General features: G+C 69.2%; 22 protein-coding genes. 16 read left to right on the plus strand and 6 right to left on the minus strand.

All coding sequences use genetic code 11. The features are described from left to right. Nucleotides 1–13 precede the first annotated feature (13 nt). The 6 genes from cydB (at nt 14) to ACXC9Q_RS34905 (ending at nt 7,198) form a co-directional block, all read left to right on the plus strand. Nucleotides 14–1,030, plus strand: a complete 1,017-nt coding sequence (gene cydB / locus ACXC9Q_RS34880; protein WP_457060907.1) for a cytochrome d ubiquinol oxidase subunit II — start codon at nt 14–16, stop codon at nt 1,028–1,030. Continuing rightward, nucleotides 1,027–2,652 (plus strand): thiol reductant ABC exporter subunit CydD, encoded by a 1,626-nt coding sequence (cydD, locus tag ACXC9Q_RS34885; RefSeq protein ID WP_457060908.1) that lies wholly within the window; start codon nt 1,027–1,029, stop codon nt 2,650–2,652. Before cydB ends, cydD begins: the two co-directional genes overlap by 4 nt. Nucleotides 2,653–2,705: 53 nt before the next feature. Continuing rightward, the gene (cydC, locus tag ACXC9Q_RS34890) at nt 2,706–4,307 is read left to right on the plus strand and encodes a thiol reductant ABC exporter subunit CydC (protein ID WP_457061033.1); all 1,602 of its coding nucleotides are present in this window, start codon (nt 2,706–2,708) and stop codon (nt 4,305–4,307) included. A 43-nt stretch (nt 4,308–4,350) separates the two neighbouring features. Then, nucleotides 4,351–5,538, plus strand: a complete 1,188-nt coding sequence (gene ftsY, locus ACXC9Q_RS34895) for a signal recognition particle-docking protein FtsY (protein WP_457060909.1) — start codon at nt 4,351–4,353, stop codon at nt 5,536–5,538. A gap of 64 nt (nt 5,539–5,602) precedes the next feature. Beyond that, complete coding sequence (locus tag ACXC9Q_RS34900) at nt 5,603–5,977, plus strand: YciI family protein (RefSeq protein WP_457060910.1); 375 nt, start codon at nt 5,603–5,605, stop codon at nt 5,975–5,977. 9 nt (nt 5,978–5,986) lie between these two features. Further along, nucleotides 5,987–7,198, plus strand: coding sequence for an RNA polymerase sigma factor (locus ACXC9Q_RS34905; RefSeq protein WP_457060911.1), 1,212 nt, complete (start codon nt 5,987–5,989; stop codon nt 7,196–7,198). A 25-nt stretch (nt 7,199–7,223) separates the two neighbouring features. Here ACXC9Q_RS34905 and ACXC9Q_RS34910 read toward each other — a convergent pair whose 3' ends face one another. Together ACXC9Q_RS34910 and ACXC9Q_RS34915 are read right to left on the minus strand one after the other, a co-directional pair. Beyond that, on the minus strand, nt 7,224–8,213 hold the full coding sequence (locus ACXC9Q_RS34910) for an asparaginase (RefSeq protein WP_457060912.1): 990 nt from the start codon (nt 8,211–8,213) through the stop codon (nt 7,224–7,226). Nucleotides 8,214–8,247: 34 nt separating this feature from the next. After that, a complete protein-coding gene (locus ACXC9Q_RS34915; protein WP_457060913.1) occupies nt 8,248–8,823 on the minus strand; it encodes an XRE family transcriptional regulator in 576 nt (191 codons plus the stop codon). 78 nt (nt 8,824–8,901) lie between these two features. Here ACXC9Q_RS34915 and ACXC9Q_RS34920 point away from each other — a divergent pair, with 78 nt between their 5' ends. Genes ACXC9Q_RS34920 through ACXC9Q_RS34930 form a run of 3 tightly spaced genes read left to right on the plus strand, consistent with a single transcriptional unit; the run spans nt 8,902 to nt 11,572 of the window. Continuing rightward, nucleotides 8,902–9,846 carry an NAD(P)/FAD-dependent oxidoreductase gene (locus ACXC9Q_RS34920; protein WP_457060914.1) on the plus strand — a complete coding sequence of 315 codons (945 nt, stop codon included), beginning with the start codon at nt 8,902–8,904 and terminating at the stop codon, nt 9,844–9,846. 26 nt (nt 9,847–9,872) lie between these two features. Further along, nucleotides 9,873–10,331, plus strand: a complete 459-nt coding sequence (locus ACXC9Q_RS34925; RefSeq protein WP_457060915.1) for a sigma factor-like helix-turn-helix DNA-binding protein — start codon at nt 9,873–9,875, stop codon at nt 10,329–10,331. Beyond that, nucleotides 10,328–11,572 carry a hypothetical protein gene (locus tag ACXC9Q_RS34930; RefSeq protein WP_457060917.1) on the plus strand — a complete coding sequence of 415 codons (1,245 nt, stop codon included), beginning with the start codon at nt 10,328–10,330 and terminating at the stop codon, nt 11,570–11,572. The genes ACXC9Q_RS34925 and ACXC9Q_RS34930 overlap by 4 nt, the downstream gene beginning before the upstream one ends. Here ACXC9Q_RS34930 and ACXC9Q_RS34935 read toward each other — a convergent pair. Then, nucleotides 11,501–12,172, minus strand: a complete 672-nt coding sequence (locus tag ACXC9Q_RS34935) for a TetR/AcrR family transcriptional regulator (protein ID WP_457060918.1) — start codon at nt 12,170–12,172, stop codon at nt 11,501–11,503. The two genes, ACXC9Q_RS34930 and ACXC9Q_RS34935, sit on opposite strands and share 72 nt — an antisense overlap. A 251-nt stretch (nt 12,173–12,423) precedes the next feature. On the opposite strand from ACXC9Q_RS34935, the gene ACXC9Q_RS34940 reads away from it, so the two are divergent. From ACXC9Q_RS34940 to ACXC9Q_RS34955, 4 genes are read left to right on the plus strand one after another with little or no spacing between them, the layout of a single operon-like run. Further along, nucleotides 12,424–13,773 carry an ammonium transporter gene (locus ACXC9Q_RS34940; RefSeq protein ID WP_457060920.1) on the plus strand — a complete coding sequence of 450 codons (1,350 nt, stop codon included), beginning with the start codon at nt 12,424–12,426 and terminating at the stop codon, nt 13,771–13,773. Then, a complete protein-coding gene (locus tag ACXC9Q_RS34945; RefSeq protein WP_131346991.1) occupies nt 13,770–14,108 on the plus strand; it encodes a P-II family nitrogen regulator in 339 nt (112 codons plus the stop codon). Before ACXC9Q_RS34940 ends, ACXC9Q_RS34945 begins: the two co-directional genes overlap by 4 nt. Next, nucleotides 14,109–16,373: a [protein-PII] uridylyltransferase gene (locus ACXC9Q_RS34950; protein WP_457060921.1), complete on the plus strand. Its 2,265-nt coding sequence runs from the start codon at nt 14,109–14,111 to the stop codon at nt 16,371–16,373. It abuts the gene before it with no gap. Nucleotides 16,374–16,383: 10 nt separating this feature from the next. Beyond that, on the plus strand, nt 16,384–17,418 hold the full coding sequence (locus ACXC9Q_RS34955) for a DUF2332 domain-containing protein (protein WP_457060923.1): 1,035 nt from the start codon (nt 16,384–16,386) through the stop codon (nt 17,416–17,418). On the opposite strand, the gene ACXC9Q_RS34960 is transcribed toward ACXC9Q_RS34955, so the two are convergent. The 3 genes from ACXC9Q_RS34960 to ACXC9Q_RS34970 form a co-directional block, all read right to left on the minus strand. Further along, nucleotides 17,411–18,151, minus strand: a complete 741-nt coding sequence (locus ACXC9Q_RS34960; RefSeq protein WP_457060924.1) for an arginase family protein — start codon at nt 18,149–18,151, stop codon at nt 17,411–17,413. The two genes, ACXC9Q_RS34955 and ACXC9Q_RS34960, sit on opposite strands and share 8 nt — an antisense overlap. 237 nt (nt 18,152–18,388) lie before the next feature. Further along, the gene (locus ACXC9Q_RS34965) at nt 18,389–19,534 is read right to left on the minus strand and encodes a hypothetical protein (RefSeq protein WP_457060925.1); all 1,146 of its coding nucleotides are present in this window, start codon (nt 19,532–19,534) and stop codon (nt 18,389–18,391) included. Nucleotides 19,535–19,536: 2 nt separating this feature from the next. Next, the gene (locus tag ACXC9Q_RS34970) at nt 19,537–19,785 is read right to left on the minus strand and encodes a hypothetical protein (protein WP_457060926.1); all 249 of its coding nucleotides are present in this window, start codon (nt 19,783–19,785) and stop codon (nt 19,537–19,539) included. A 156-nt stretch (nt 19,786–19,941) separates the two neighbouring features. On the opposite strand from ACXC9Q_RS34970, the gene ffh reads away from it, so the two are divergent. From ffh to ACXC9Q_RS34985, 3 genes are all read left to right on the plus strand, one after another. After that, a complete protein-coding gene (gene ffh / locus ACXC9Q_RS34975) occupies nt 19,942–21,501 on the plus strand; it encodes a signal recognition particle protein (RefSeq protein WP_457060928.1) in 1,560 nt (519 codons plus the stop codon). A 247-nt stretch (nt 21,502–21,748) separates the two neighbouring features. Beyond that, nucleotides 21,749–23,077 (plus strand): lytic transglycosylase domain-containing protein, encoded by a 1,329-nt coding sequence (locus ACXC9Q_RS34980; protein ID WP_457060929.1) that lies wholly within the window; start codon nt 21,749–21,751, stop codon nt 23,075–23,077. A gap of 201 nt (nt 23,078–23,278) precedes the next feature. Further along, nucleotides 23,279–24,439, plus strand: coding sequence for a lytic transglycosylase domain-containing protein (locus ACXC9Q_RS34985; protein ID WP_457060930.1), 1,161 nt, complete (start codon nt 23,279–23,281; stop codon nt 24,437–24,439). Nucleotides 24,440–24,458 lie beyond the last annotated feature (19 nt).

Here is a 24,458-nt window from a genome sequence, read left to right on the forward strand (position 1 = left end):
GAGGAGCTTTCTGATGGAACTCACGACGGTTTGGTTCATCGCGATCGCGGCGTTGTGGACCGGGTACTTCGTGCTCGAGGGATTCGACTTCGGGGTCGGGATGCTGTTGCGGGTGCTCGGCCGGGACGAGCCCGAGCGGCGGGCGGTGATCACCACGATCGGGCCGGTCTGGGACGGCAACGAGGTGTGGCTGATCGTGGCCGGCGGGGCGACGTTCGCGGCGTTCCCGGAGTGGTACGCGACGTTGTTCAGCGGGTTCTACCTGCCGCTGTTCGCGATCCTGGTGACACTGATCCTGCGCGGGGTCGCGCTGGAGTACCGCGGTAAGCGCGACGAGTTGTGGTGGCGTGAACGGATGGACGTGCTGATCACGATCGGGTCGGTGGTCCCGGCGGTGTTGTGGGGGATCACCTTCGCCAATCTGGTCCGCGGCGTACCGCTGGACAACTCCTTCGAGTACGTCGGCAACGTCGGGGATCTGCTGAGTCCGTTCGCCTTGCTCGGCGGGCTCACCTTCGCCGCGGTCTTCGTCGCACACGGCGCGATCTTCCTGGCTCTTCGCACCACGGACGACCTCCGGCGGCGCGCGAACGCCCTGGCCTCGCGGGCCGGCTTGATCGCGGCGGTGCTGGCGATCGCCTTCCTCTGGTGGGCGCAGGCGCTGCGTGGCGACAAGGCCTCGATCATCGTGGCGATCGTTGCCGTCGTCGCGTTCGCGGCCGGTCTGGTGGCGAACCTGCGGCGGCGCGAGGGCTGGGCCTTCCTGGGTACGGCGGTGGCCGTCGGGCTGGCCGTGGTGTCGTTGTTCGCCGCGATGTTCCCGGCCGTGATGCCGTCAACACTTGATCCGCAATCAACATTGACAACAGTCAATGCCGCGTCAACGCCGTACACATTGAAGGTGTTGACGATCATTGCCGGGATCTTCTTGCCGCTGGTGATCCTGTATCAGAGCTGGACCTACTGGGTGTTCCGGAAGCGCATCACTGTCGATCCGGTGCCGGTGTCGTCAGGGGCGCCGAGCTTGTGAAGCCCCTCGACCCGCGGTTGCTGCGGAGAGCCCGGGGTGCCAGGGTCTTCCTGGCTGCGTCGGTGCTGATCGGTGTCGCCAGTGGGGTGCTGATCGTGGTGCAGGCCGTGTTGCTCGCGCACGGCATCGCCGGAGTGGTGCTACGGGGCAGTGCGGTTGCCGGCGTGGCCTGGGGGCTGGCGTGTGTGGTCGTGGGGCGGGCGTTGCTGGTGTGGGCGCAGGAGGTGGTGGCTCAGCGGGCTGCGGCTGCGGTCAAGTCGACACTGCGGCGCCAGGTGCTCGAGCACTCGTTGAAGCTCGGGCCGGTGTGGCTGAGTGGCGAACGCAGTAGTGCGCTGACAACCTTGCTCACCAAGGGACTCGACGACCTGGACCCGTACTTCGCCCGCTACCTGCCACAGCTCGTACTCGCGGCGACCATACCGGCCGGCGTGATCGGGTGGATGGCGACCGGTGACCTGATCGCAGCCGGGACCGTACTCGTGACTCTCCCGTTGATCCCGATCTTCATGGCGTTGATCGGCTGGGCGACGCAGGCCCGCAGTCGGCGCCGCCAGCACGCACTCGCCGTACTGGCGCATCACTTCGCCGACGTGGTCGGTGGACTGCCCACACTGAAGCTGTTCGGTCGCGCCAAGGCGCAGGAGTCCGCCGTACGACGGGTGACCGACAAGCACCGGGTCGCGTCGATGGGGAGTCTGCGGCTGGCGTTCCTGTCGTCGCTGGCGCTGGAGTTGCTGGCCAGCATCTCGGTGGCGTTGGTCGCGGTCGGTGTCGGCCTCAGAGTCATCGACGGCAAGCTCGGGCTGGAGACGGCGCTGATGGTGCTGGTCCTTGCGCCGGAGGCGTACCTCCCACTGCGTCAGGTCGGCATGCAGTTCCATGCCAGCGCCGATGGGGTGGCCGCGAGTGAAGAGGCGTTCCGCGTGCTCGAGACTCCGCTTCCCGAGCGCGGCGACCGCACCGACGTACCGGATCTCCGGCTGAGCCCGCTCTCTCTGTACGACGTGACCGTGCGGTACCCGGGTCGCGACGGGCCGGCATTGGACGGCTTCGACCTGGAGCTCCGGCCGGGCGAGGTCGTAGCGCTCACTGGTCCGAGTGGTGCCGGGAAGTCGACTGTGCTGTCGGTGTTGCTGGGCTTCGTCGAGCCCGAGCGGGGTGTGGTCGTGGTTGGCGGCAGTGCGGCGGACGAGTTCGAGCCGACGGTGTGGAGGCGGCAGTTTGCCTGGGTGCCGCAGCGTCCGGGGCTGCGGTTGGGAACGGTCGCGGACAACGTGCGGCTCGGGTTGCCGGATGCGTCGGACGACCAGGTGCGGTTGGCGCTCATCGCGGCCGGGGCGAGTGAACTGGACCTGGACAAGGCAGTCGGGGAGCAGGGGCGGTTGCTGTCGGGTGGTCAGCAGCGTCGGGTTGCTCTAGCGCGTGCCCTGGTCACAGACGCGCCTGTGTTGTTGCTCGACGAACCGACTGCAGGACTGGCCGCGGACGCGGAGGCCGCGGTCATCGCCGGGCTGCGTGCTGGCGGCCGGACAGTGCTGATGGTTGCCCACCGCCCCGCTCTGATCGCCGCCGCCGACCGAACAGTCACTGTAGGAGCCCGAGAGCTGGTGAACGCGTGAAGACACTGGATGTGCAGCGGCAGGCCGGCCCGGTGGGCGGGGCGTGGGGGCTTGTGCGGCCCGAGGGGCGCATGTGGGGGCGGCTTGGGCTCGCGCTGCTTTTGGGGGTAGCGGCTGCGGGGTCGGCTGTGGCCCTGCTGGCTACCTCGGCTTGGTTGATTACGGCTGCTTCGGCTCAGCCGCCGGTGTTGTTGTTGATGGTGCCGATCGTGGCGGTGCGGGCGTTCGGGGTTGGGCGTGGGGTGTTCAGGTACGTCGAGCGGCTGGTTGGGCATGACGCGGCGTACCGGGTATTGGGGGAGACCCGGGCGAGGATCACCGGGCGGCTGGAGCGGTTGGCGCCGGGTGGGCTGACGTCGCGGCGTCAGGGTGATCTGCTGGCGCGGCTTGTGCTGGACGTGGATGCAGTGCTCGACCTGTGGTTGCGGGTCGTTCTGCCGGTGGCGGTCGCCGCGTTGACTGCGGCCGCGACCGTCGCCTTGCTTGCTGTCCTGCTCCCCGCGGCCGGAGCCGCGGTCGCACTGGCCGTCCTCATCGCCTGCACGCTCGTGCCGTGGCTGACAGCCAAAACCGCGGAGCGTGCCGAGCAGAAGATTGCCGGCGCACGAGGCGACGTCGCCGCGGCGGCCACCGAGACTCTGCTGACCGCAGCTGACGTCGTCGCCTTCAACGCGATCGACAACGTCCTGGACGCCTTCAGTAAGAGCGACGCCAGGCTGGCAGCAGCCGAGCGCCGTTCAGCGTGGAGCACGGGCCTGGGCGGCGCTCTACTCGTCCTCTGCGTAGGCGGTGCGAGCGTGGCGGCCCTGGTGCTCGGCAGTACGGCCCACATCACCGGCGCAGTGTTCGCCGTACTGGTGCTGACGCCACTCGCACTCGCCGACGTGCTCGTAGGGATCCCGGCGGCCGCACAGCTCGCCATCCGGGTACGAGCGTCACTGGGCCGAGTGCAGGAGCTCATGGACAGCCCGGAGCCGGTGACCGAGCCAGCGACCCCGCAACCGCTGCCAACGGGTCGCGACCTCGAGGTGAGGCTCCTGCGAGTCGGGTACGACGACAACGACGTACTGGACGGGTTGAGCCTCGACATGCCGGCCGGGAGCCGCGTAGTGATCACCGGGCCGAGTGGTTCGGGCAAGAGCACGCTGGCGGCGGTGCTGTTGCGGTTCCTCGAGCCGCGAGGTGGTGAGGTGCTCCTGGACGGCATGGACCTCGCAAGGCTCGAAGGCGATCAGGTGCGGTCTGTGGTGGGCCTGCTGACGCAGGAGAGTCATGTGTTCGACACGAGCATCCGAGAGAACCTGCTGCTCGCGAAGCCGGGTGCGAGCGACCTGGAACTCTGGAAGGCGCTGTACCGAGCGCGGCTCGGGCTGTTCGTCGAAAAGCTGCCCGACGGGCTCGACACGATGGTCGGCGAGCATGGCGCCAGGCTGTCGGGTGGTGAGCGGCAGCGGCTCGCCTTCGCCCGGCTGCTCCTGGCCGAGCGCGATGTACTCGTGCTGGACGAGCCGACCGAACACCTGGACGAGGAGACCGGTCGCGCACTCCTGGCGGACCTGTTCGCCGCGGCCGATCGCCGTACGGTCGTTCTCCTCACGCACCGGCCCGAGCTGGTGCCGGATCACGTACCGCGACAGCTGGTGTGCCTGACGTAACGAATGCGGGCGGCGGGCCGGGCGTCTGTCAAGATGGGGAACCGTGTTGACCCCACAGCTCGTCACTCTGCTCACCGACCAGGCCCTGATCGCCATCATCGTGGTGATCGCGGTTGTCCTGGTCGCCGGTACGACCGGACTCGTCGTCACCCGGCGGCGGAAGGCCGAGCTGCCGCCGGCCGCTCAGCCGGCGTCGCTTGACACCGCGGAGCCGAAGGTCGGCGAGGACGCCGAGGAACCGCGGGACACACCGACCCGGACGCTGGAGGACACCCAGCTGCCGGAGGCGCCGACCGCCACGATCGAGAAGCCGGAGTCCGCACAGGGCCGCCTGGTCCGGCTGCGCACCCGGCTGGCGCGGTCGCAGGGCTCGCTCGGCAAGGGCCTGCTCGCCCTGCTGTCGCGGGACAAGCTGGACGAAGAGACGTGGGATGACATCGAGACCACGCTGATCACCGCGGACGTCGGCGTGGCGCCCACGCAGGAGCTGGTCGAGAAGCTGCGGACCCGGATGCGGGTGGAAGGCGTGAGCGGCGACCAGGCCCGGGAGATCCTCCGCGAGGAGTTGATCGACCTGGTCAACCCGGCGCTGGACCGCTCGCTCAAGGTGAGCCGCAAGGACTCGCAACCGGCCGTCGTCCTGGTGGTGGGCGTGAACGGGACCGGTAAGACGACCACGATCGGCAAGCTGGCGCGCGTACTGGTCGCCGAGGACAAGCACGTCGTACTGGGTGCGGCGGACACGTTCCGGGCTGCGGCCGCGGACCAGCTGCAGACCTGGGGTGAGCGGGTCGGCGTACGGACGGTCCGTGGGCCTGAGGGCGGCGACCCGGCCAGCGTGGCGTTCGACTCGGTCAAGCAGGGCATCGAGGAGGAGGCGGACGTCGTACTGGTCGACACCGCCGGCCGCCTGCACACCAAGACCGGACTGATGGACGAGCTCGGCAAGGTGAAGCGGGTGATCGAGAAGTCCGCCGAGGTGGACGAGGTGCTGCTCGTGATCGACGCCACGACCGGCCAGAACGGACTGACCCAGGCGCGCGTGTTCGCCGAGGTCATCGACGTCACCGGCCTCGTTCTGACCAAGCTGGACGGTACGGCGAAGGGCGGCATCGTGATCGCGGTGCAACGCGAGCTCGGCGTACCGGTCAAGCTCGTCGGCCTCGGTGAGGGACCCGACGATCTGGCACCGTTCGACCCTGAGCAGTTCGTCGACGCATTGCTCGACTGAGGCATGTAGAGACGGCTGCGGCGGCTTCGTCCTCCGGGTGAATGGACTTCGAGGAGGAGATGACATGACCAGGTTCCTGTTGTTGATGAACTACGACCCCGGCAACGTCGACACGCCGATGCTCGAGTGGGACGAGGCGGACATCAAGGCGCACATGCAGTTCCTCAGCGACCACCTGGAGCGGTTGCGGCAGAGTGGGGAACTGGTGGAGGCCCAGGCGCTGACCTGGCCGCAGCACGCCAAGGTCGTCCGCGCGTCCAGCGTGAGTGCGCCGGTGCTGACGGACGGGCCGTACGCCGAGTCCAAGGAGGTCCTGGCCGGCTACACGATGGTCGATGTGGAGTCGGAGGAGCGTGCGCTGGAGATCGCGGCCGAGCAGTCGGCCGCGCCCGGTCCCGGCGGGATCCCGATCGAGCAGCCGATCGAGTCCGCCGGGTGATGGAGTCGGATGCCGACGTCTTCGAATGAGCATCGCCTCGAGGACCTGCTGCGTGAACTGACGCCGCAGGTCCTCGGTGCGGTCGTCCGGTGGTCCGGCGACTTCGCCGCGGCCGAGGACGCCGTCCAGGAGGCACTGCTGGCGGCGGCGCTGACGTGGCCCAAGGACGGTACGCCGGACAACCCGAAGGGATGGCTGATCCAGACCGCGTCCCGGCGGCTGATCGACGAGGTCCGGCAAGTGCAGGCGCGGCGACGCCGGGAAGAGCGGGCCGCGCTGCGGGACCTCCCGCCGGAGGACGTCGAGGAGCGGGACGACACGCTCCAGCTGCTGTTCCTGTGCAGCCATCCGGCCCTCACCCCGGCGTCGGCGATCGCGCTGACGTTGCGCGCCGTCGGCGGACTCACGACGGCCGAGATCGCCACCGCCTATCTGGTGCCTGAGGCAACGATGGCGCAGCGGATCAGCCGGGCCAAGCAGAAGATCAAGGGGGCGGCCTTCGAGCTCGACGCGAGCGAGGAACGGCTGCGCAACGTGCTGCACGTGCTCTACCTGATGTTCAACGAAGGCTATACGACCAGCAGCGGTCCAGAGCTGCAGCGCAGCGACCTTTCCGGCGAGGCGATCCGGCTGACCCGCGCAGTGCACGCACTGCTGCCGGACAACGGTCAGGTCACCGGTCTGCTCGCTCTGATGCTCCTGAACGACGCCCGCCGCCCCGCACGCACCGGTAGCGCCGGAGAGCTCATTCCACTCGCGGAGCAGGACCGCACGCTCTGGAACCAGGACTACATCACAGAAGGCGTGGCACTCGCGGTCGAAGCGTTCAGTACGCCGCCACTCGGTGAGTACCAACTCCAGGCCGCGATCGCCGCACTGCACGACGAGGTGGACCGCGCCGAGGACACCGACTGGCCGCAGATCCTCGCGCTGTACGGACTGCTGGAGGACTTGTCCGGCAATCCCATGGTCAAACTCAACCGCGCCATCGCGGCCGCCATGGTGGACGGCCCCGACACCGGACTGAAGCTCCTCGAACCGCTCGACGAGGAGCTGGCCGGCCACTACCGGCTGGACGCCACCCGTGCGCACCTCTACGAGCTGCGCGGCGACCACGCGACCGCCGCGGAGCACTTCCGCGCTGCCGCCCGCGGTACGACGAGCGTGCCGGAGCGCGACTACCTCACCAGGAAGGCAGCCGCGCTCCCACGGACCAGCTAGGCCGGCGATACCCGGCCGCGGATGATCAGTGGTACTGCGCGAAGGCGGCGGTGATCTCGTCCGGGTCCTCATTTGTTGCCAGAAGCAACCGAAGCAGCACGCGCGCCTTGTAGGGGTCGAGGAAGCCGGCGTCGATCAGGCCGCGCTGCAACAGGTCGGATTCCGATCCCACGGATCGATAGGTGTTGCGTAGTACCGAGCCGGCTCCGGTCCGCGACGTCAGGACGACCGGCATCGCCGCGGCCAGCTCGCCGAGCACTGGCGCGAGCGCGTCCGGCACGTGCCCCACGCCGAAGGCGGCGACGACCAGACCCTGGTGCGTATCGCGCAATCCCTGCAGCAGCAGCCCGTCGTCGTCCATCGTGACGGTGTAGAGCGCCACCCGGGTCGCATCGAGCGTGGCCGGCTCAGCACTGCCGTGTACGCCGTCGAGGCGCAATGGGCGCGTGAGGACGCGGACACTGTCTTCGACCACGTGACCGATCGGACCGGTGTTGGGGGAGACGAACGTCGCCGTACTCGTGCTGTGCGTCTTGCGCACCCACCGGGCCGCGTGGATCTCGTCCTTGAACACGACCAGTGCGCCGAGGTCGCGAGCCGCGGGAGAGCAGGCGACGCGGAGGGCGGCCAGCAGATTCGCGGGGCCGTCAGGGCCGGCCAGCGTCGGATTGCGCATCGCACCCGTGAACACGAACGGCTGCGGGTGCGGCCAGATCTGGTCGACCAGGAACGCGGTCTCTTCCAGAGTGTCGGTGCCCTGAGTGACCACGACACCGGTGGCGCCGGCGGCCACGGCCTTCGACGCCGCGTCGACGACCTCGAGCATCTTCGCGGCGGTCAGGTTGGCACTCGGCACTGCCTCGATGTCCTGGATCTCTACCGGCCGGCCCAGCTCGGAAAGGCCGGGGACGGCGGCGGCCAGCGCCTCGCCGGTCAGCCGGTGGCCGCCGGCCATGGCGATGGTGCCGCCCAAGGTGAACAACGCGATGCTCACTACCAGTTCCTCCTCAGTCACACGGACCGCCTGACAGACGGCCGCAGCCTACTGGCTACCGGGTGCGGGCCCGGACGTGCATGCGTTCCCCCTGCGGGCCGTACAGGCACAGCGCCTCGGTCGGCCCCGGGCCAGGGTTGCCGAACCAGTGCGGCACGCGCGTGTCGAACTCCGCCACCTCACCCTCCTTGAGCACGAAGTCCTGGTCGCCGAGCACCAGCCGGAGCTGTCCGGACAGCACATAGATCCAGTCGTACCCCTCGTGCATCTTCTGCTGCACATCACCGCCGGGGTAGCCCTCCGGCAGGATCTGCTTGAACGCCTGCAGTCCGCCCGGGCGCCTGGTCAGGGGGATGTGCACGGTGCCGTTGTGCCTGATCGGCTTGGCGTGGATCCGCGGGTCGCCAGTCGGCGGTGCGTCCACCAGCTCGTCCAGCTGCACCTGGTAGGCCCGTGCGAGTGGCAGCAGCAGCTCGAGTGTCGGCCGCCGTTGCCCGGACTCCAGCCGGGACAGCGTGCTCACCGAGATCCCGGTCGACTCGGACAGCTGGGCCAGCGTGGTGCCGCGCTCGACCCGCAGCGCGCGCAACCGCGGCCCGACCGCTTCGAGAACGTCGTCGAGAGTGTCCATGTTGCCATTGTGGCAAACAAAGTTGTCGAAAACGAAAATCATCGCGGATCCTCGGAGCATCAGCGAGAGGAGCCGGAGATGAAGAAGTACGACGTGATCGTGATCGGCGGGGGAGCCGCCGGGCTGAGTGGGGCGATGGCGCTGGCACGGTCCCGCCGCTCAGTGCTGGTGATCGACGACGCCACGCCCCGCAATGCGCCGGCCGAGGGCGTGCACAACTACCTGACCCGCGACGGCATCCCGCCGAGCGAGCTGACCGCGATCGGTCGCCAGGAGGTGATCGGGTACGGCGGTGAGGTGGTCACCGGCACCGTGACCACGGCTCACCGGGACGGCGACTTCACAGTCGGTCTTGCGGACGGTACGACGTACCAGGGCCGGCGGCTGCTGGTGACGACCGGGCTGGCCGACGTGTTGCCCGACGTACCCGGGCTGGCGGAGCGGTGGGGGAAGGACGTGCTGCACTGCCCGTACTGCCACGGCTGGGAGGTGCGCGACCAGGCGATCGGCGTACTGGCGACCAGTGCGATGGCGCTGCACCAGGTGCAGATGTTCCAGCAGCTGAGTGACGACATCACGCTGTTCCTGCACACGGCACCGGAGTTGACCGAAGAGCAGTGGGAGGAGCTCGCGGCGCGCGGAATCGCCGTAGTACAAGGAAAGGTCGAGCAGCTCGAGGTGGAGGACGGCAAGCTGACCGGAGTCCGGCTGGAGGGCGGCAACGTGATCCCGCGGCAGGCTCTTGCGGTCCAGACCACAGTACGGGCGCGGGCGAACTTCCTGGCCGACCTCGGTCTGGAGCCGACCGTCCGCGAGGCCAACGGCGTCGAGATCGGCACGGCCATCCCGGTCGACGCGAGGGGTGCGACCGAGGTGCCGGGAGTCTTCGCGGCCGGCAACGTGACCGATCCGATGGCCCAGGTGATGTCGTCCGCGGCCGCCGGCCTGATGACGGGCGCCGGTATCAACTTCGACCTGATCACCGAAGAGACACGTCTGGCGGTAGCAGCGCGGAGTAGTTGAGGAGTTGAATAGGGGCGGGAGGGTGGATGCGCGAGACGGTCGACCCGGACTTCGCCTCGTATGTTGACGCGCGGCAGGGCAGATGGCTCCGGACGGCGTACCTGGTGTACGGCGATCTGGAGCGAGCCGAGGAGGCACTTCTGCGCGCCTTCACGCGGTTGTCCCTGCGCTGGACCAAGGTGGACGACCCGGATGCGTTCGTCCAGCGGTTGCTCTACCAACCGGCGCTGACGCGCTGGAGCCGGGTGAAGGCGTTCCCGGACGAGGAGGACCCGGTCAAGCTCGCACTTGCCGACCTGACGCCGGTGCAACGGACAGTGTTGGTGCTGCTGCACCTCGAGGAGCTCACCGAGTACGAGGTGGCCGACGTACTCGGCATCTCGTACACGGCGGCGCACACGCACGGGCTGACGGCCTTCAGCCGGTTCAACAAGGCGCTTGGGCTGGGGGACTGGCGTGACGCGGACAGGGGTGAGGCGCGGTGAGGCGCGAGGACGTCCAGCCGCTGCTCGCCCGGGCCGTCGGTCGGCTTCCGGAGCCGGACTTGGCCGACGCGGCCTGGGCGGAGGGCGTCGCCATCCGGCAACGCCGGCGCCGCAGTGTCCTCGTCGGACTGGTGGTCGTGGTCCTGATCGCCGTCATCGCCGCGATCGGGTTCGGAGTCAGCTCCGGCAAGGGCGCTGAACTCGTCCCACCGACCACTCCGCCCACCAACCCGCCTGACTACGTCGCACCGGCCGGAAAGATCGCCGGGATCGACTACTGGGTGGCTCCGCCGTCCGGGAGCGAGCGCTTCCTCGACCGGCTCGAAACCCCGCTGGGAGACAGTCTGCAGTTGCCCAGCAACGCAAAACCGTTGTCCGAGCACCCGATCGACCGGATTGCCGCCGTCGTGCTGGAGAAGCGTGGCGACACGTACGAGCCGCTGCTACTGGGCGCCGATTCCTCGTGGTCGCGTGCCGACGTGCAGTTGGTGCCGATCGCCACCGGGTCGCCGTTGAGCCCGGGCGCCGTGTCACCCGACGGCCGGATCGCCGCGTTCCCGCAGCCGGGGGAGCTGGTTACGGTCGACGCCGGGACGGCGGAGGTCAGCCACTACGACGTACCGACCGAAGACCTCCGCAGCGTGTCCTGGCTCGGAGACGCCCAGCGCGTACTCGTCAGCGGACCTGGTGTGGCCTACCGCGTCCTGGTGGGCGAGGGCGGGTTCGGCGAGGGGCCACTGGTCAAGGTCAACGGGGCCAAGGACGCCGATGCGGTCACAGCGCCGTTCCGGCTGGATGGCGGGTCAGTGGGCCGGTACACGGTCAGCGGACAGTGGATCGAGGGCAGCCCTCTGGCGCTCCCGGTCCGGTTCTGGGTCGGCCAGACCTTCTCGACGAGCAGCATCGCCGCGCGGCTCTTCGTCTCCAACGACCTTCCTCAAGTCCCGACGAAGATCTCGCAACCCCAGGTCCTGGCGGCGATCTCCACCGTGCGCGCGCGGCCCAGTAGCCTGCTGGTGCTGGGCGAGCCGGTCGCCGGGCCGCCGAGGACGCCCCGGGCCGACCGCGCCTACGTACGCGAGCCCGGCTGTTGCTCCGTACTGGGCTGGTACGGCGACGGCACTCCTCTGCTGCAGGTCCGAGGCTGGGTCTTGGCCTGGGACCTGTCCTCAGGCAGAGTGCGGCGAGTCACCGAACTCGGCGTGGACGGTCTGGCTGTCGGACCAGGCATCCGACCCTGAACCGTCCTTCAAGATGGCCCGCAAGGTGATACCCACCAGGCGGTCCGCGTCTTCGGGCAGCGGCATCGGCTCCCCGGTCAGCGCGCGGATGACGAATACCCCGGCGAGCCACTGGACCATCAGCGCCGGGTCCGCGGTGGCCCGAATCGGCTCGCCCCGGTCCCGGGCCCGGTCCAGCGCGTCCCTGGTTTGCTCGATCCGGCGCCCCAGGAAGTCGCGGTAGATCGCGGCGGACCGGACATCCCGGTTCGCCTCCGACACCGCGAGGCGGATCAATGCAAGTCCCCTTTCACTGTTCACGAAGGTCAATGCGTAGCTGTAGACCTGGCGCAGGTCGCCGGCGATCGAGCCGGTGTCGGCATCCGGGATCTCCAGGTCGAAAAGCTGGGCCATCGCGTCGCTGGCGAGCAGCTCCTTGCTCGCCCAGCGCCGATAGATCGTCGCTTTGCCGACTCCCGCGGCCTCGGCGACGTCGTCCACGGTCATCCCGTCGAATCCTCGCTCGAGGAGGAGTTTCAGGGCGTACTGGCGGATCCTCGGCTCGGCGTCGGGGTCTCGTGGTCGGCCGCGGCGCGGCCTCACCTCGTGGTTGGTCTCCATTTCTCGTCCCCAGGTCGGACGGGTGCAGTGGCGCGGCTGCTGGCCCGTGTGGTCCAGGCCAGAGTGCCACATGTTCGCCGATGTCACCGCGATGTCACCTGGGAGGGCGCTTTGTCACATGCCTGAAACAAACGGACCGATCGGCTGAAACGGCGCGCCGACACCGTTTGCGGTGTGGCTGAGCGCGGGCTCCCCGGCGTTGTGGAGTCTCCCGACTGAGGACGCCGGCCACCCCCAGAACGATGGAAGGGATGACGTTGATGGAGATCAACGCCGGCGATACCGCCTGGGTCTTGGCAAGCGCCGCCCTGGTGATGCTGATGACACCAGGCCTGGCCTTCTTCTACGGCGGCATGGTGCGCATGAAGAGCGTGCTGAACATGATGATGATGAGTTTCATCACCATCGCCGTCGTCACGATCATGTGGGTGGTGGTCGGCTACTCTTTGACGTTCGCCGGCGACACCGGGCATGTGGTCGGTGACTTCTCCGAAGTCGGCCTGAAGGGCCTGATGTCGCCGGACGCGGTGAGCGGCTCGACGCCGACGCTCGCGTTCGTGGCGTTCCAGCTGATGTTCGCGATCATCACGCCGGCGCTGATCTCGGGTGCGATCGCGGACCGGGCCAGCTTCCGTGGCTGGATCGCGTTCGTCGTGGGCTGGACGCTCCTGGTGTACTTCCCGGTCGCGCACTCGGTCTGGTTCCTGCAGGACGGCGAGGGCGGCTGGATCGGCGACAAGCTGAAGGCGGTCGACTTCGCCGGTGGTACGGCGGTGCACGTGAACGCCGGTGCCGCCGCGCTCGCGCTGGCGATCGTGCTCGGCAAGCGGATCGGCTGGAAGAAGGACCCGATGCGGCCGCACAGCCTGCCGCTGGTCATCCTCGGCGCCGGTCTGCTGTGGTTCGGCTGGTTCGGCTTCAACGCCGGCTCCGCGCTGAGCGCCGGCACCACCGCCGCGGTCACCTTCGTGAACACCCAGGCCGCCACCGCCGCCGCGGTGATCGGCTGGCTGATCATCGAGCGGATCCGGCACGGCAAGGCCACTACCCTGGGCATGGCGTCCGGCGCGATCGCCGGTCTGGTCGCGATCACCCCGTCCTGTGGGGCGGTCACCCCGGTCGGTGCGATCATCCTCGGCCTGCTGGCCGGCGCTGTCTGCTGCTTCGCGGTCTCGCTGAAGTACAAGTTCGGCTTCGACGATTCGCTTGACGTGGTCGGCGTGCACCTGGTCGGCGGTCTGTTCGGCTCGCTGATGATCGGCATCCTCGGTACGGCGGCGGCCCCGTCGGCGGTCAACGGCCTGTTGTACGGCGGCGGTGTCGCGCAGCTGGGCAAGCAGGCGCTGGCCAACCTGGTGGTCGGCGTGTACTCCTTCACGGTGGCGTTCATCCTCGCCAAGGTGATCGACATGACCATCGGCTTCCGCGTCACGGAGGACGACGAGGTCACCGGTGTGGACCAGGTCGAGCACGCGGAGACGGCGTACGACTTCCTGGGCGCGTCGGGTCTGCGTGGGCACAGCCCGCTGGCCAGGCCGGGCACCAGCGAGACCGACAATGGGACCACCGAGACGTCCGAGAAGGAAGGTGCGAACGCATGAAGCTGATCACCGCGGTGGTCAAGCCGCACAAGCTGGAGGACGTCCGGGCCGCGCTGGAGACGTTCGGCGTCACCGGCATGACGGTCACCGAGGCGAGCGGCTACGGCCGGCAGAAGGGCCACACCGAGGTCTACCGCGGCGCCGAGTACGAGGTGGACCTGGTCCCGAAGGTCCGGCTCGAGGTCGTCGTCGAGGACGGTGACAGCGCTGACGTGGTGGACGTGATCGTCAAGGCCGCGCAGACCGGCAAGATCGGCGACGGCAAGGTCTGGGTCACCCCGGTCGAGACCATCGTCCGGGTCCGGACCGGAGAACTGGACGGAGACGCCCTCTAGATGGTGAACCGAGCAGAACAGCGGCGCGCTCGTGCCGAGGAGGCCGACGCGCTGCTGTACCTGCTCCTCTCCAAGGCCTGTGACGCCCTCGGTGTACCTGCCGAGGGCGTCGCGCTGGTCGCGGTCGGCGGCTACGGCCGGGAGGAGCTGTCGCCGTACAGCGATCTCGACGTGATGCTCGTGCACGTCGAGGGGTACCCACGGGTGGACGAGCTGGCCGCACAGATCTGGTATCCGCTGTGGGACTCGCGGACCAAGCTGGACCACAGTGTCCGGACCCTCGCGGAAGCGCGGCAGGCAGCAGCCGCTGACGTTCGGGTCGCGCTCGGCCTGCTGGACGCGCGCCACGTCGCAGGGGATTCGCACCTCACGCTGGAGCTGAGGTCGGTGCTGATGGCGGACTGGCGGCGTACTGCTCGCTCCAGGTTGCCTGAGCTGGCCCAGGCCTGCCGTGACCGCGCCTCGACCGTCGGAGAGCTCGCGCATCTCGCCGAGCCCGACCTGAAGGAGGCGTACGGCGGTCTGCGAGACGCCGTCGTACTGCGCGCGTTGGTGGCGTCGTGGTTGGTCGACGTACCGCATCCGGTCGTGGAGCGGGCGCGGCTTGACCTGCTGAACATTCGCGACGAGCTGCACACGGTCGCCGGTCGTTCCACCGACAGACTGGTCGCCGACCTGGCCGGTGAGGTCGCAACCGGGCTCGGTCTGTCCGGGCGGGATGAATTGCTGCGGCACGTGTACTCGACCGGCCGCACGCTCGCGCATGTGTGTGACGTGTCCTGGCGACGGGTCGAGAGCCTGATGACCAAGCCGCCACGGTCCAGGCGCCGGCAGCGGACCGGTGGGCCGTTGCTGCTGGCACTCGATGAGGGAGTCGGTCAGCACGAGGGTGAAGTCGTGCTGATGCCGGATGCGCGGCCGGAGCGCGACGCAGTACTCGGGCTGCGTGCTGCCGCGGTCGCCGCCGATCGTGAGCTCGTCCTGTCACCTGCTGTGTGCGCGCGCTTGGCGTCGTCCGCTGCTGACCTGGGTGAGCCGTGGCCGGGTGAGGCGCGGCGGTTGCTGTGCGCGCTGCTGGGTGCGGGCGGCGGACTGCTCGAGGTGTGGGAGGCGCTGGACCAGGCCGGCTACATCTCGCGGATCCTGCCCGAGTGGGACACAGTGCGGTTCCGGCCGCCGCAGTCGGCGGTCCACCGCTTCACTGTCGACCGGCACTTGCTGGAGACGTGTGTCGAGGCGTCCAAGATGGTGCGCGACGTGCGGCGGCCCGACCTGTTGCTGGTCGCCGCACTGCTGCATGACCTCGGGAAGGCGGTCGACGGCGACCACAGTGTCACCGGTGCGGTCATCGCGGCGCGAGTGGCTCGGCGGCTCGGCTTCGTCGACGCGGATGCGGACACGATCGGGCTCCTCGTCCGGCAGCACCTCATGCTCGCCCAGGTCGCCACCCGCCGGGATCTCGACGACCCGATGACCGTGGACCTGGTGGCCGGGATCGTCCGCACCACAGAGACGCTGGACCTACTGGAGGCGCTCACGTACGCCGACGCCCGGGCGGCGGGTCCGGCTGCGTCGTCACCGTGGCGGATGCGCTTGGTCGGCGAGCTGTGCCGACGGGTGCGTGGTGAGCTGTCCGGGGGAGGGGAGGGCATGTGGACCGATGCTCCGCCGATCCCCGTACCGGTTCTGCACCAGGTGGTCGGTGTCGGGCGGCTGGGGCTGACAGTGACCGAGCATCACGGTGATGTGCGCGTCAACGTCGCCGTACCTGACCAAGTGGGGACGCTGTCGACTGTTGCCGCCGTACTGGCTGTGGAGCGGCTCGCTGTGCGGTCCGCGGTGATCACATCCGTTGAAGGCCTGGGCATCTCGCAGTGGACCGTCGCTGGATCGCCGCCCGACCCGGTGCGGTTGCGTGACCGGCTCGCGGTGGCGTTGCGGGACGACGCCGATCTCGTACGGCGCTTGGCCGCGCGCGACTCGTCGGCGGTGAAGCAGCGGGTGGCCAGCCGGGTCGACCTGTTGCCTGGAGCTTCGGAGACGGCGACTGTGCTGCAGGTGCGGGCTCACGACCGTCCCGGCCTGCTGTACGACGTCACTGCGGCCATAGCCTCGACCGGGGCCGACATCCGCTCCGCCCATGTCAGCACGCTGGGTGCTGAGTGTGTGGATGTCTTCTACCTCACGGACGACCATGGCTCGCCACTCGAGGACGAGGACGCGCGGACGACGGCAAAGTCGGTCCTGGATCGCCTGACCTTCTAGTCTCGGCTGTGTGCATGTCGTAGAGGCGCTTCAGCGTCAGGCCGTTGCTTGTGAGGACCTCGGGTCGCCCATGTACGCCGAACTGTGCCGGCTGATCGTGGACGACTACGAGGTGGGCGGTCCGTCGGTCGAGGTACTGGCCGGCTATGAGGACCGATCGTTCGGTGCGGCGATCGGACTGCGATTGCTTGGCGCGGTGCATGGGCTGGTGCTGGCGGGAGAGGTGCCGGAGCTCGCCGCGTTCTACCCGAGCGTCGGCGGGGTGTGGGATCCGGTGCTCGGGTGGGAGGCGTTCGCTCAGGTCCTGGAGTCACGGTCCGGAGAAGTGCGGTCGTTGCTGACGCAGCCGCCGCAGACCAACGAGGTGGGCCGTGCGGCCGCGCTCTATGGCGGTCTACTGCAACTGGTCGAGACGGTGCCGCTGCCGGTGCGGCTGTTCGAGATCGGGGCTAGTGCTGGGCTCAATCTGCGGGCGGACCGGTTCCGGTACTTGGCGGATGGGACGTCGTACGGTCCGACTGACAGTCCCGTGGTGTTCGAGTCGGCGTGGACCGGGCGGACTTTGAAGCCGGCGCCGCTGCGGATCGCGGAGCGAGTGGGGTGCGACATCGCGCCGGTGAACCCGCTGACGGAGGAGGGCGCTCGTACGCTCACGTCGTACGTCTGGCCCGACATGGTCGAGCGGCTGGAGCGGTTGCGTGGTGCGCTGGCGATCGCCCGGCAGGTGCCTGCCGACGTACGACGGGAGGGCGCAGTCGCGTTCGTGCGCGGGATGGAGTTGTCACCGGGGCATGTGACCGTGGTGTGGCACTCGATCATGTGGCAGTACTTGCCCGTGAACGATCGGGCAGCTGTGGAGGAGCGGTTGGCGGAGCTCGGCTCGGAGGCGTCCGACTCTGCTCCGTTGGCGCGGCTCCGACTCGAACCGATGCGGCGAGGCGAGTCGTATGAGTTCCTGGTCGAGCTGCAGACCTGGCCGGGCGGGGAACGGCGGATCCTGGGACAGGCCGAGCCGCACGGGCAAGGGCTGGTCTGGGTCAGCTGAAGGACGCCACCAGGGTGTCGGTGAGCTCGGCCGCGTAGCTGCCGTCGGGATCCAGATCGGGGTCGTAGATGCCGATGTCGATCCCGATGCACTCGGGGGACGCGAGCAACGGTCGGAGCAGGGCCCGGAGTTGGGCGTGGTCGATGCCGCCCGGGTCCGGACTGTCGACGGCGGGCATCACCGCGGCGTCGAGGATGTCCACATCCAGGTGCACCCAGAACCCGTCGAGCTCGTCGCGCCCCAGGTGCTCGAGGACTCGAGTCGCTGCCCGAGTGGGATCCGCCGCGATCGTCAGCGCCGGCCACACCGGGATCCCGGCCTTCTCGACGTCCGCGACGTACTCGTCGTCTTCCCGGATCCCGAGGAGCGCCGCGTCGGTGTCCAGGGTGTAGGGGCCGAGGTCCTCGAGGTTGGTGAGATCCGCCTGTCCGCGCCCGGTGACCAGTGCGAGCGCCTCGCCTCCCGCGGCCCCGACGTACGGCGAGTTGTCGACCGTCCGGAAGTCCGAGTGGCCGTCCAGGTACACCACGCCGTACCGCCCACGCCGCTTCATCGCCAACGCCGGCCCCAGCAGGTTGCTGCACTCACCCCCCAGCAACACCACGAACCGCCCCTCGTCGAACAACTTGCCCACCCGATCCGCCAGCTTCACCGTGTACGACGCCATCTGCGGTGCGTTGAACACTCCGTCCCCCGGCTTCCACCCACCCCGGTCATACCGTGGCGGCGTCACACACCCGGAATCCTGCCCCGATCCGCCCCAAGAACCCCTGATCCCTGATCGCCCCAGCCAACTTGTAACACCCCGGCACCGCCCCTGCCACCGGCGCCCGCAACCCCAGGTTGGAAGGCCCGTCCACCACCGCCCGACTCCGCCCCACGCCAATCCCCTAACCTGTAGAACCTCACTAGCCGGTTAGATGCTGGCCGCCACGAACCCGCTTTGTCAACGGATGTGGCCCCGGCGGAGCTACTTGCGTCCCCGGTCGATCGGCGACGCGCCCCGATCGGCACCCGGCCGGCCGACCCCTGCACCCGCCGGAGCTCCCGCTCCCCGCGATCCGTCCCCGAGGTTCGGCCGGCGTTCGGTCGCCCTGCCGGCCGGTGCCTGATCCCGCAGAAACCGCATCGTGTCGCCTTGTCCGGTCCCGGCCGAGACTCGAGTGCCGGCATCCGGCGGCGGGAACTTGGCGAGGTCCACCGCCTCGGTGCGACCAGCCGGCTGTTGCTGACCGCCGACCGCGTTGGTCATGGAGCGCTGCCGCTCGCCGTTCCGCATTTCGGTGGAGACCGCGGCCGCCGGGTTGGGCACCTTCGCCGGGTATGGCTCGCCCGGGTTCTGCCGGTAGTGCTCCCGGATCTGACCGACCGCCCGATCGGTGCCCTCCACCGTCAGTTGCGCGACCATGTCGCCGCGCCCCGGACGATGCTGTACGCCCTGCCACTCGGGAATCGACATCTGGTTGACCAGATGTGCGCGGGCGGACTGCTGGTGCTCCGGATCCGGCGGCACCACGTCCGCCAGTTCGTTGCGGACGATGCTGTCGGCAACGACGTCCCACCCCATGACGGTCGGCTGGTCCACCGCGGTGTTGACCAGTTGCCGGCGCTCGTCCGCCGAGTTCGTCGCGCGGTTCAGCAACTCGTTGCCGGCGTGCACCGCGCCCTGGTACTCGGGCTCAGGATCGGGCACACCGCCGTACCCGGCCTGGTCGGCGAAGTCCCTGAAGTCGTCGATCGTGCTGATCTCGACGAATGCCTCGTTCAGCGCGATCGACGTGCCGGCCCGTACGGCGTTCGGCTCGTTCTCGGCGTCGATCGGCGAACGGGTGTGCTTGGACTCGTGCAGCACCGTCGCCAGTGCCTGCGCCTGGGCCTGCGGGTCGGCGCTCGGCTCGCCGCCGGTGAGCTGATCGAGGACCAGGCGCTGGTTCAGCCGGATCGAGCCGTCGTTGGCCAGACCGCCCCACTTGGCGTCGGTGCGGGCGTACAACTCGCCGTTCCAGCCGTTCGCACCGCCGGGGTGAAGTTCCTGGGCGATCTGGTAGAGACGGGCGAATTCCTGATACGTCTTCGACGACGGATCGACCCGGACCATGTCCTCGCTGTCGGCCACGGTCAGCCGCCGGCAGCCGGCGGTTCGTCCCAGGGCGCGCCCTCGGCGAGCAACTCTTCCGACGACTCCAGCCCTCGCGTCAACGCCCGAATCGCGGTGCTGTCGGCGCCGGCCCGATCCGCGATCGCCCAGATCTCCTGCCGCGCCCGCGCGAACGCGGCCAGACGTTCTTCCCTGGTCCCCCGCTCGAAGTCTGCCGACTCCAGCACCCGCAACGCCGCAACCATCTCCGCCGACCGCTCGGTCCCCATCCGGCACCCTTCCTACGACTTGACCGTCCGTAGCACGATAGCCGCCGGCAAGCCCACCCACCCCTCGACCCGGGCTGGCGGCGCTGGAGTTATCCACAGGTTGGGGGGCCGGTAGACTCGGGGAGTTCATCGCTTCGAGGAAACGGACTGTTTCTCGTGTTCGACACGCTTTCCGATCGGCTCTCCACCGCGTTCAAGAATCTGCGGGGCAAGGGCAAGCTGACCGATGCCGACATCGACGCGACCACCCGGGAGATCCGGATCGCGTTGCTGGAGGCCGATGTCGCGCTGCCGGTGGTGCGGGAGTTCATCGCGGCGGTCCGGGAGCGGGCCAGCGGGGCCGAGGTGCGCGGCGGGCTGAACCCGGCGCAGCAGGTGATCAAGATCGTCAACGAGGAACTGGTCAACATCCTCGGCGGCGAGACCCGTGAGCTGCGGATGGCGAAGCGGCCGCCGACGGTGATCATGCTCGCCGGTCTGCAGGGCGCCGGTAAGACCACCCTGGCCGGGAAGCTGGCCAAGTGGCTGAAGGAGACCCAGCACCAGACGCCGATGCTGGTCGCCGCGGACCTCCAGCGGCCGAACGCGGTGACCCAGCTGCAGGTGGTCGGCGGGCAGGCCGGCGTACCGGTGTTCGCGCCCGAGCCGGGTAATGGCGTCGGCGACCCGGTGGACGTCGCCCGCAGGGCGATGGACGAGGCGCGGACCAAGCAGCACAGCGTGGTGATCGTCGACACGGCCGGCCGGCTCGGTATCGACGAGGACATGATGAAGCAGGCCGCGGACATCCGCGACGCGGTGCAGCCGGACGAGGTGCTGTTCGTCGTCGACGCGATGATCGGTCAGGACGCGGTGACGACGGCCCGGGCCTTCGAGGACGGTGTCGGTTTCGACGGTGTGGTGCTGACCAAGCTCGACGGTGACGCCCGCGGTGGTGCCGCGCTGTCGATCGCGCAGGTCACCGGCCGCCAGGTGATGTTCGCCAGCAACGGCGAGAAGCTCGAGGACTTCGACGTCTTCCACCCTGACCGGATGGCGTCCCGCATCCTCGGCATGGGCGACGTGATGAGCCTGATCGAGCAGGCCGAGCGCTCCTTCGACGCCGAGGAGGCCGCCAAGACCGCGGCCAAGCTGCAGAAGCGTGGCGGCAAGGACTTCACGCTGGACGACTTCCTCGCCCAGATGCAGTCGGTCCGCAAGATGGGCCCGCTGACCAAGATCTTCGGCATGCTGCCCGGTGCGAACCAGTTCAAGGACCAGCTGGAGAACTTCGACGAGCGTGAGATCGACCGGATCGAGGCGGTCATCCACTCGATGACCCCGGCCGAGCGGACCGATCCGAACATCATCAACGGCTCCCGCCGGGCCCGGATCGCGAAGGGTTCGGGCACCGAGGTCGCCACCGTCAGCGGTCTGGTCGAGCGGTTCTTCGAGGCGCGGAAGATGATGTCCGCGATGGCCTCCGGCAAGGGGATCCCGGGGATGCCGGGCATGCCGGGGATGCCAGGAGCCGGCGCAGGCGGTGCGCGGAAGGCCAAGCAGCAGGCGAAGAAGGGCAAGAAGCGCGGCTCCGGCAACCCGGCCAAGCGGGCCAACCAGGGCACCTCCCAGCCGGCCGCCCCGCAGCCCGGTCAGCTGCCGGCCGCGTTCGGCGGCGGGCAGGACGGCGACTTCGAGCTGCCGGACGACCTCAAGAAGATGCTCGGGGGCAACTGACCCCTACGTCGCTCATGTCGGATTTGTCATCTGATCAGCTGACGCAGCGGCGCCCGGTCCGGCCTATGGTGGTGGACGGGGAGGGGGAGTGAATTCTGGTCGACGTGGGGCTGAACGCGACCGTTCGGCACCCGGTCACTGTATGAAGTGGCGCACCGTTACCGGTTGCCCACGACCCTGTGACGACTAAGATCGTGCCTGCGCCCGAGAGACACACCACTGCGGAATGCGTCGAAGGACGGTTCGGATGAGGCAGCAGTTCAAGAACCTGGACACGTGGCGGGGGAAGTTGACCGCCACCTGGGTCTGCTTGGCTCCGCCCACCGCCATGGTCGCCGTCTTCGTCGTCGGTGGCGTCACCTCGAACACGTTCATCGTCGACGCGCACGCGCTGGCCGCTCCGCGCGAGGACGTGATCTTCAACGACCTGGCCAACAACGTCCCGAAGCAGCCCGGTGTCGACGGCAGCCTCCCGACCCAGGAGAAGTCGACCGTCCAGGTCCCGATCACGGGTACGACGACTGGCACGGTGCAGCCGATTCCCGGCATCACCGGTGACACCTCGGGCATCCCGGGCACGGTGCTGGCGGCGTACCAGAAGGCTGCCAACGATCTCGCGCTGGCGATGCCCGGCTGCCACCTGACCTGGCCACTGCTGGCCGGCATCGGCAAGGTCGAGTCCGCACACGCCAGCGGCGGCAAGGTCGAGCCGAACGGGAACACCCGAGGCAGGATCCTGGGACCGGTGCTCAACGGCGGCCCGGGGATGGCCGCGATCGCGGACACCGACCAGGGTGTGTACGACGGCGACGCCAGCTGGGACCGTGCGGTCGGGCCGATGCAGTTCATCCCGGGGACGTGGACGACGTTCGGCGCGGACGGCAACGGCGACGGGATCAAGGACCCGCACAACGTGTTCGACGCGGCCCGGGCGGCGGGGGACTACCTGTGCGCGGGCGGTGCGAACCTGGCTGACCCGCAGGGCCTCGTGCAGGCAGTGCTGCGGTACAACCACTCGATGGACTACGTGTCGACCGTGCTGCGGTGGATGCAGACCTACAGCACGCAGACGGTGACGATCCCGGACACCCAGGGCGTGATCACCCCGCCGACGGACGACACCGGCAACGTCGACCAGAGCAACGACCCGACCCGGACAGGTACCACGACGACGCCGACTCCGTCCCCGACACCGACGGTTCAGCCGACGACGACGCGACCGACCACCGGCCGGCCGAGCACGCCTGTGCCGACCACGCCGTCCAACAGCCCGGCCACCCCGCCGTCCTCGACACCGACGTCGACGAAGCCGCCCTCGACGCCGCCGACCAAGACGCCGACGCCGACCCCCACGCCTACGCCGACGCCGACGCCGACCCCCACGCCTACGCCGACACCGACCCCCACGCCTACACCGACGCCAACACCGACACCGACGTGTACGCCGGCGCCGACGGAGACACCGACCGCGACCCCGACGGCCACTCCGACCCCGGATCCGTGCGTCACCACGACGCCGGCGGGCGACCCGACCTCCGAGTCGACGCCGGGGCAGGCGGCCCAGCCGGCCAACTGACCCGGCCCGGGTAACGAGGCAGATTACCTGGGAGCCCGTTTTCGCACGTGTTGGCGGGTCAGGTAACTTTGCGTCGTCTTGATGTAACTTTCTGGCGTATAGATCGTTGAGGGGACTATGCGCCTAACCCGTAGTGGTAACCGTCGGGTCAAAATCATCATCGCGTCACTGTGCACAGCCCCGCTCCTGGTCGGGGCCATCGTGACAGTCGCTTCGGGTGGAGCCGGTGCCTCCGGCTCGCTCGTGGCGGACAGCCCGGTCGCCCCATCGCCTGGAGCCGGGCTGAACAGCGGTGAGTTCGACGAACTGACGATGATCGTGCCGCAGCGTCCCGGTGTGGACGGCCGGCTCGGATCCGACAAGCCCGCCCGCGCCGACGTCCCCGTCCAGGGGGCGACCGACGGCAGGTCCGTCGTCCGGCCGGGGCGGCCGGGTGCCGTCAACGGCATCCCGCGCGGGGTCTTCCCCGCCTACCGCCGCGCCACCGCGAACCTGGCCGTCGTCCGGCCGAACTGTGGGCTGACCTGGCCGTTGCTGGCCGGCGTCGGCAAGGTCGAGTCCGACCACGCCAGCGGCGGCCGGGTCGACGTGGCCGGCACTACCCGCGGCAAGATCCTCGGCCCGGTGCTGAACGGCCGGAGCGGCAACGGCCGGATCACCGACTCCGACAAGGGCCGGTACGACGGCGATCCGACCTGGGACCGTGCGGTCGGGCCGATGCAGATCATCCCGCAGGAGTGGGACGAGTTCGGGGCCGACGGCAACGGCGACGGCTTCCGCAACCCGAACAACGTGTACGACGCCGTCACCACGGTCGCGGTGGTGCTGTGCTCCGAGGGTGACGACCTGAAGCAGCCGCGCGACCTGGTCGCCGCCCTGCTGCGCTACCAGCACTCCAAGGACTTCGTCGCCACCGTGCTGAAGTGGATGCGGGTCTACAGCAAGAACGCCGTCCTGATCCCGAATTCCAAGGGCAGCCTGTCGGTGCCGAAGTCGACCGGCAACGCCGAGCGCAAGGTCGACCCGCGCGCGGTGCCGGACATCCCGGACGACACCACGGCGACCTCGACGACGGCGACACCGCTCCCGACGACGCGGCCGTCCACGCCGATCGGCGAGGCGACGCAGCCGGACCCGGTCACGACGCCGACCACGACGCCGACGCACCGGCCGACCCGGCCGACGCAGACGCCGACCAGGACGCCGACGAGGACGCCTACGCAGACGCCGACCCCGACGCCCACCTCGACTCCGACGCCGACCCCCACGCCGACGCCGACGGACACCCCGTCCGGTACGCCGTGCGCGAGCAACGACCCGACCACCCCGACCTGCACGCCGGGCGGCGGCTCGCACGGGTGACGGAACGCCGGATACGGTC

This window comes from Kribbella sp. CWNU-51 (genome assembly GCF_054073265.1).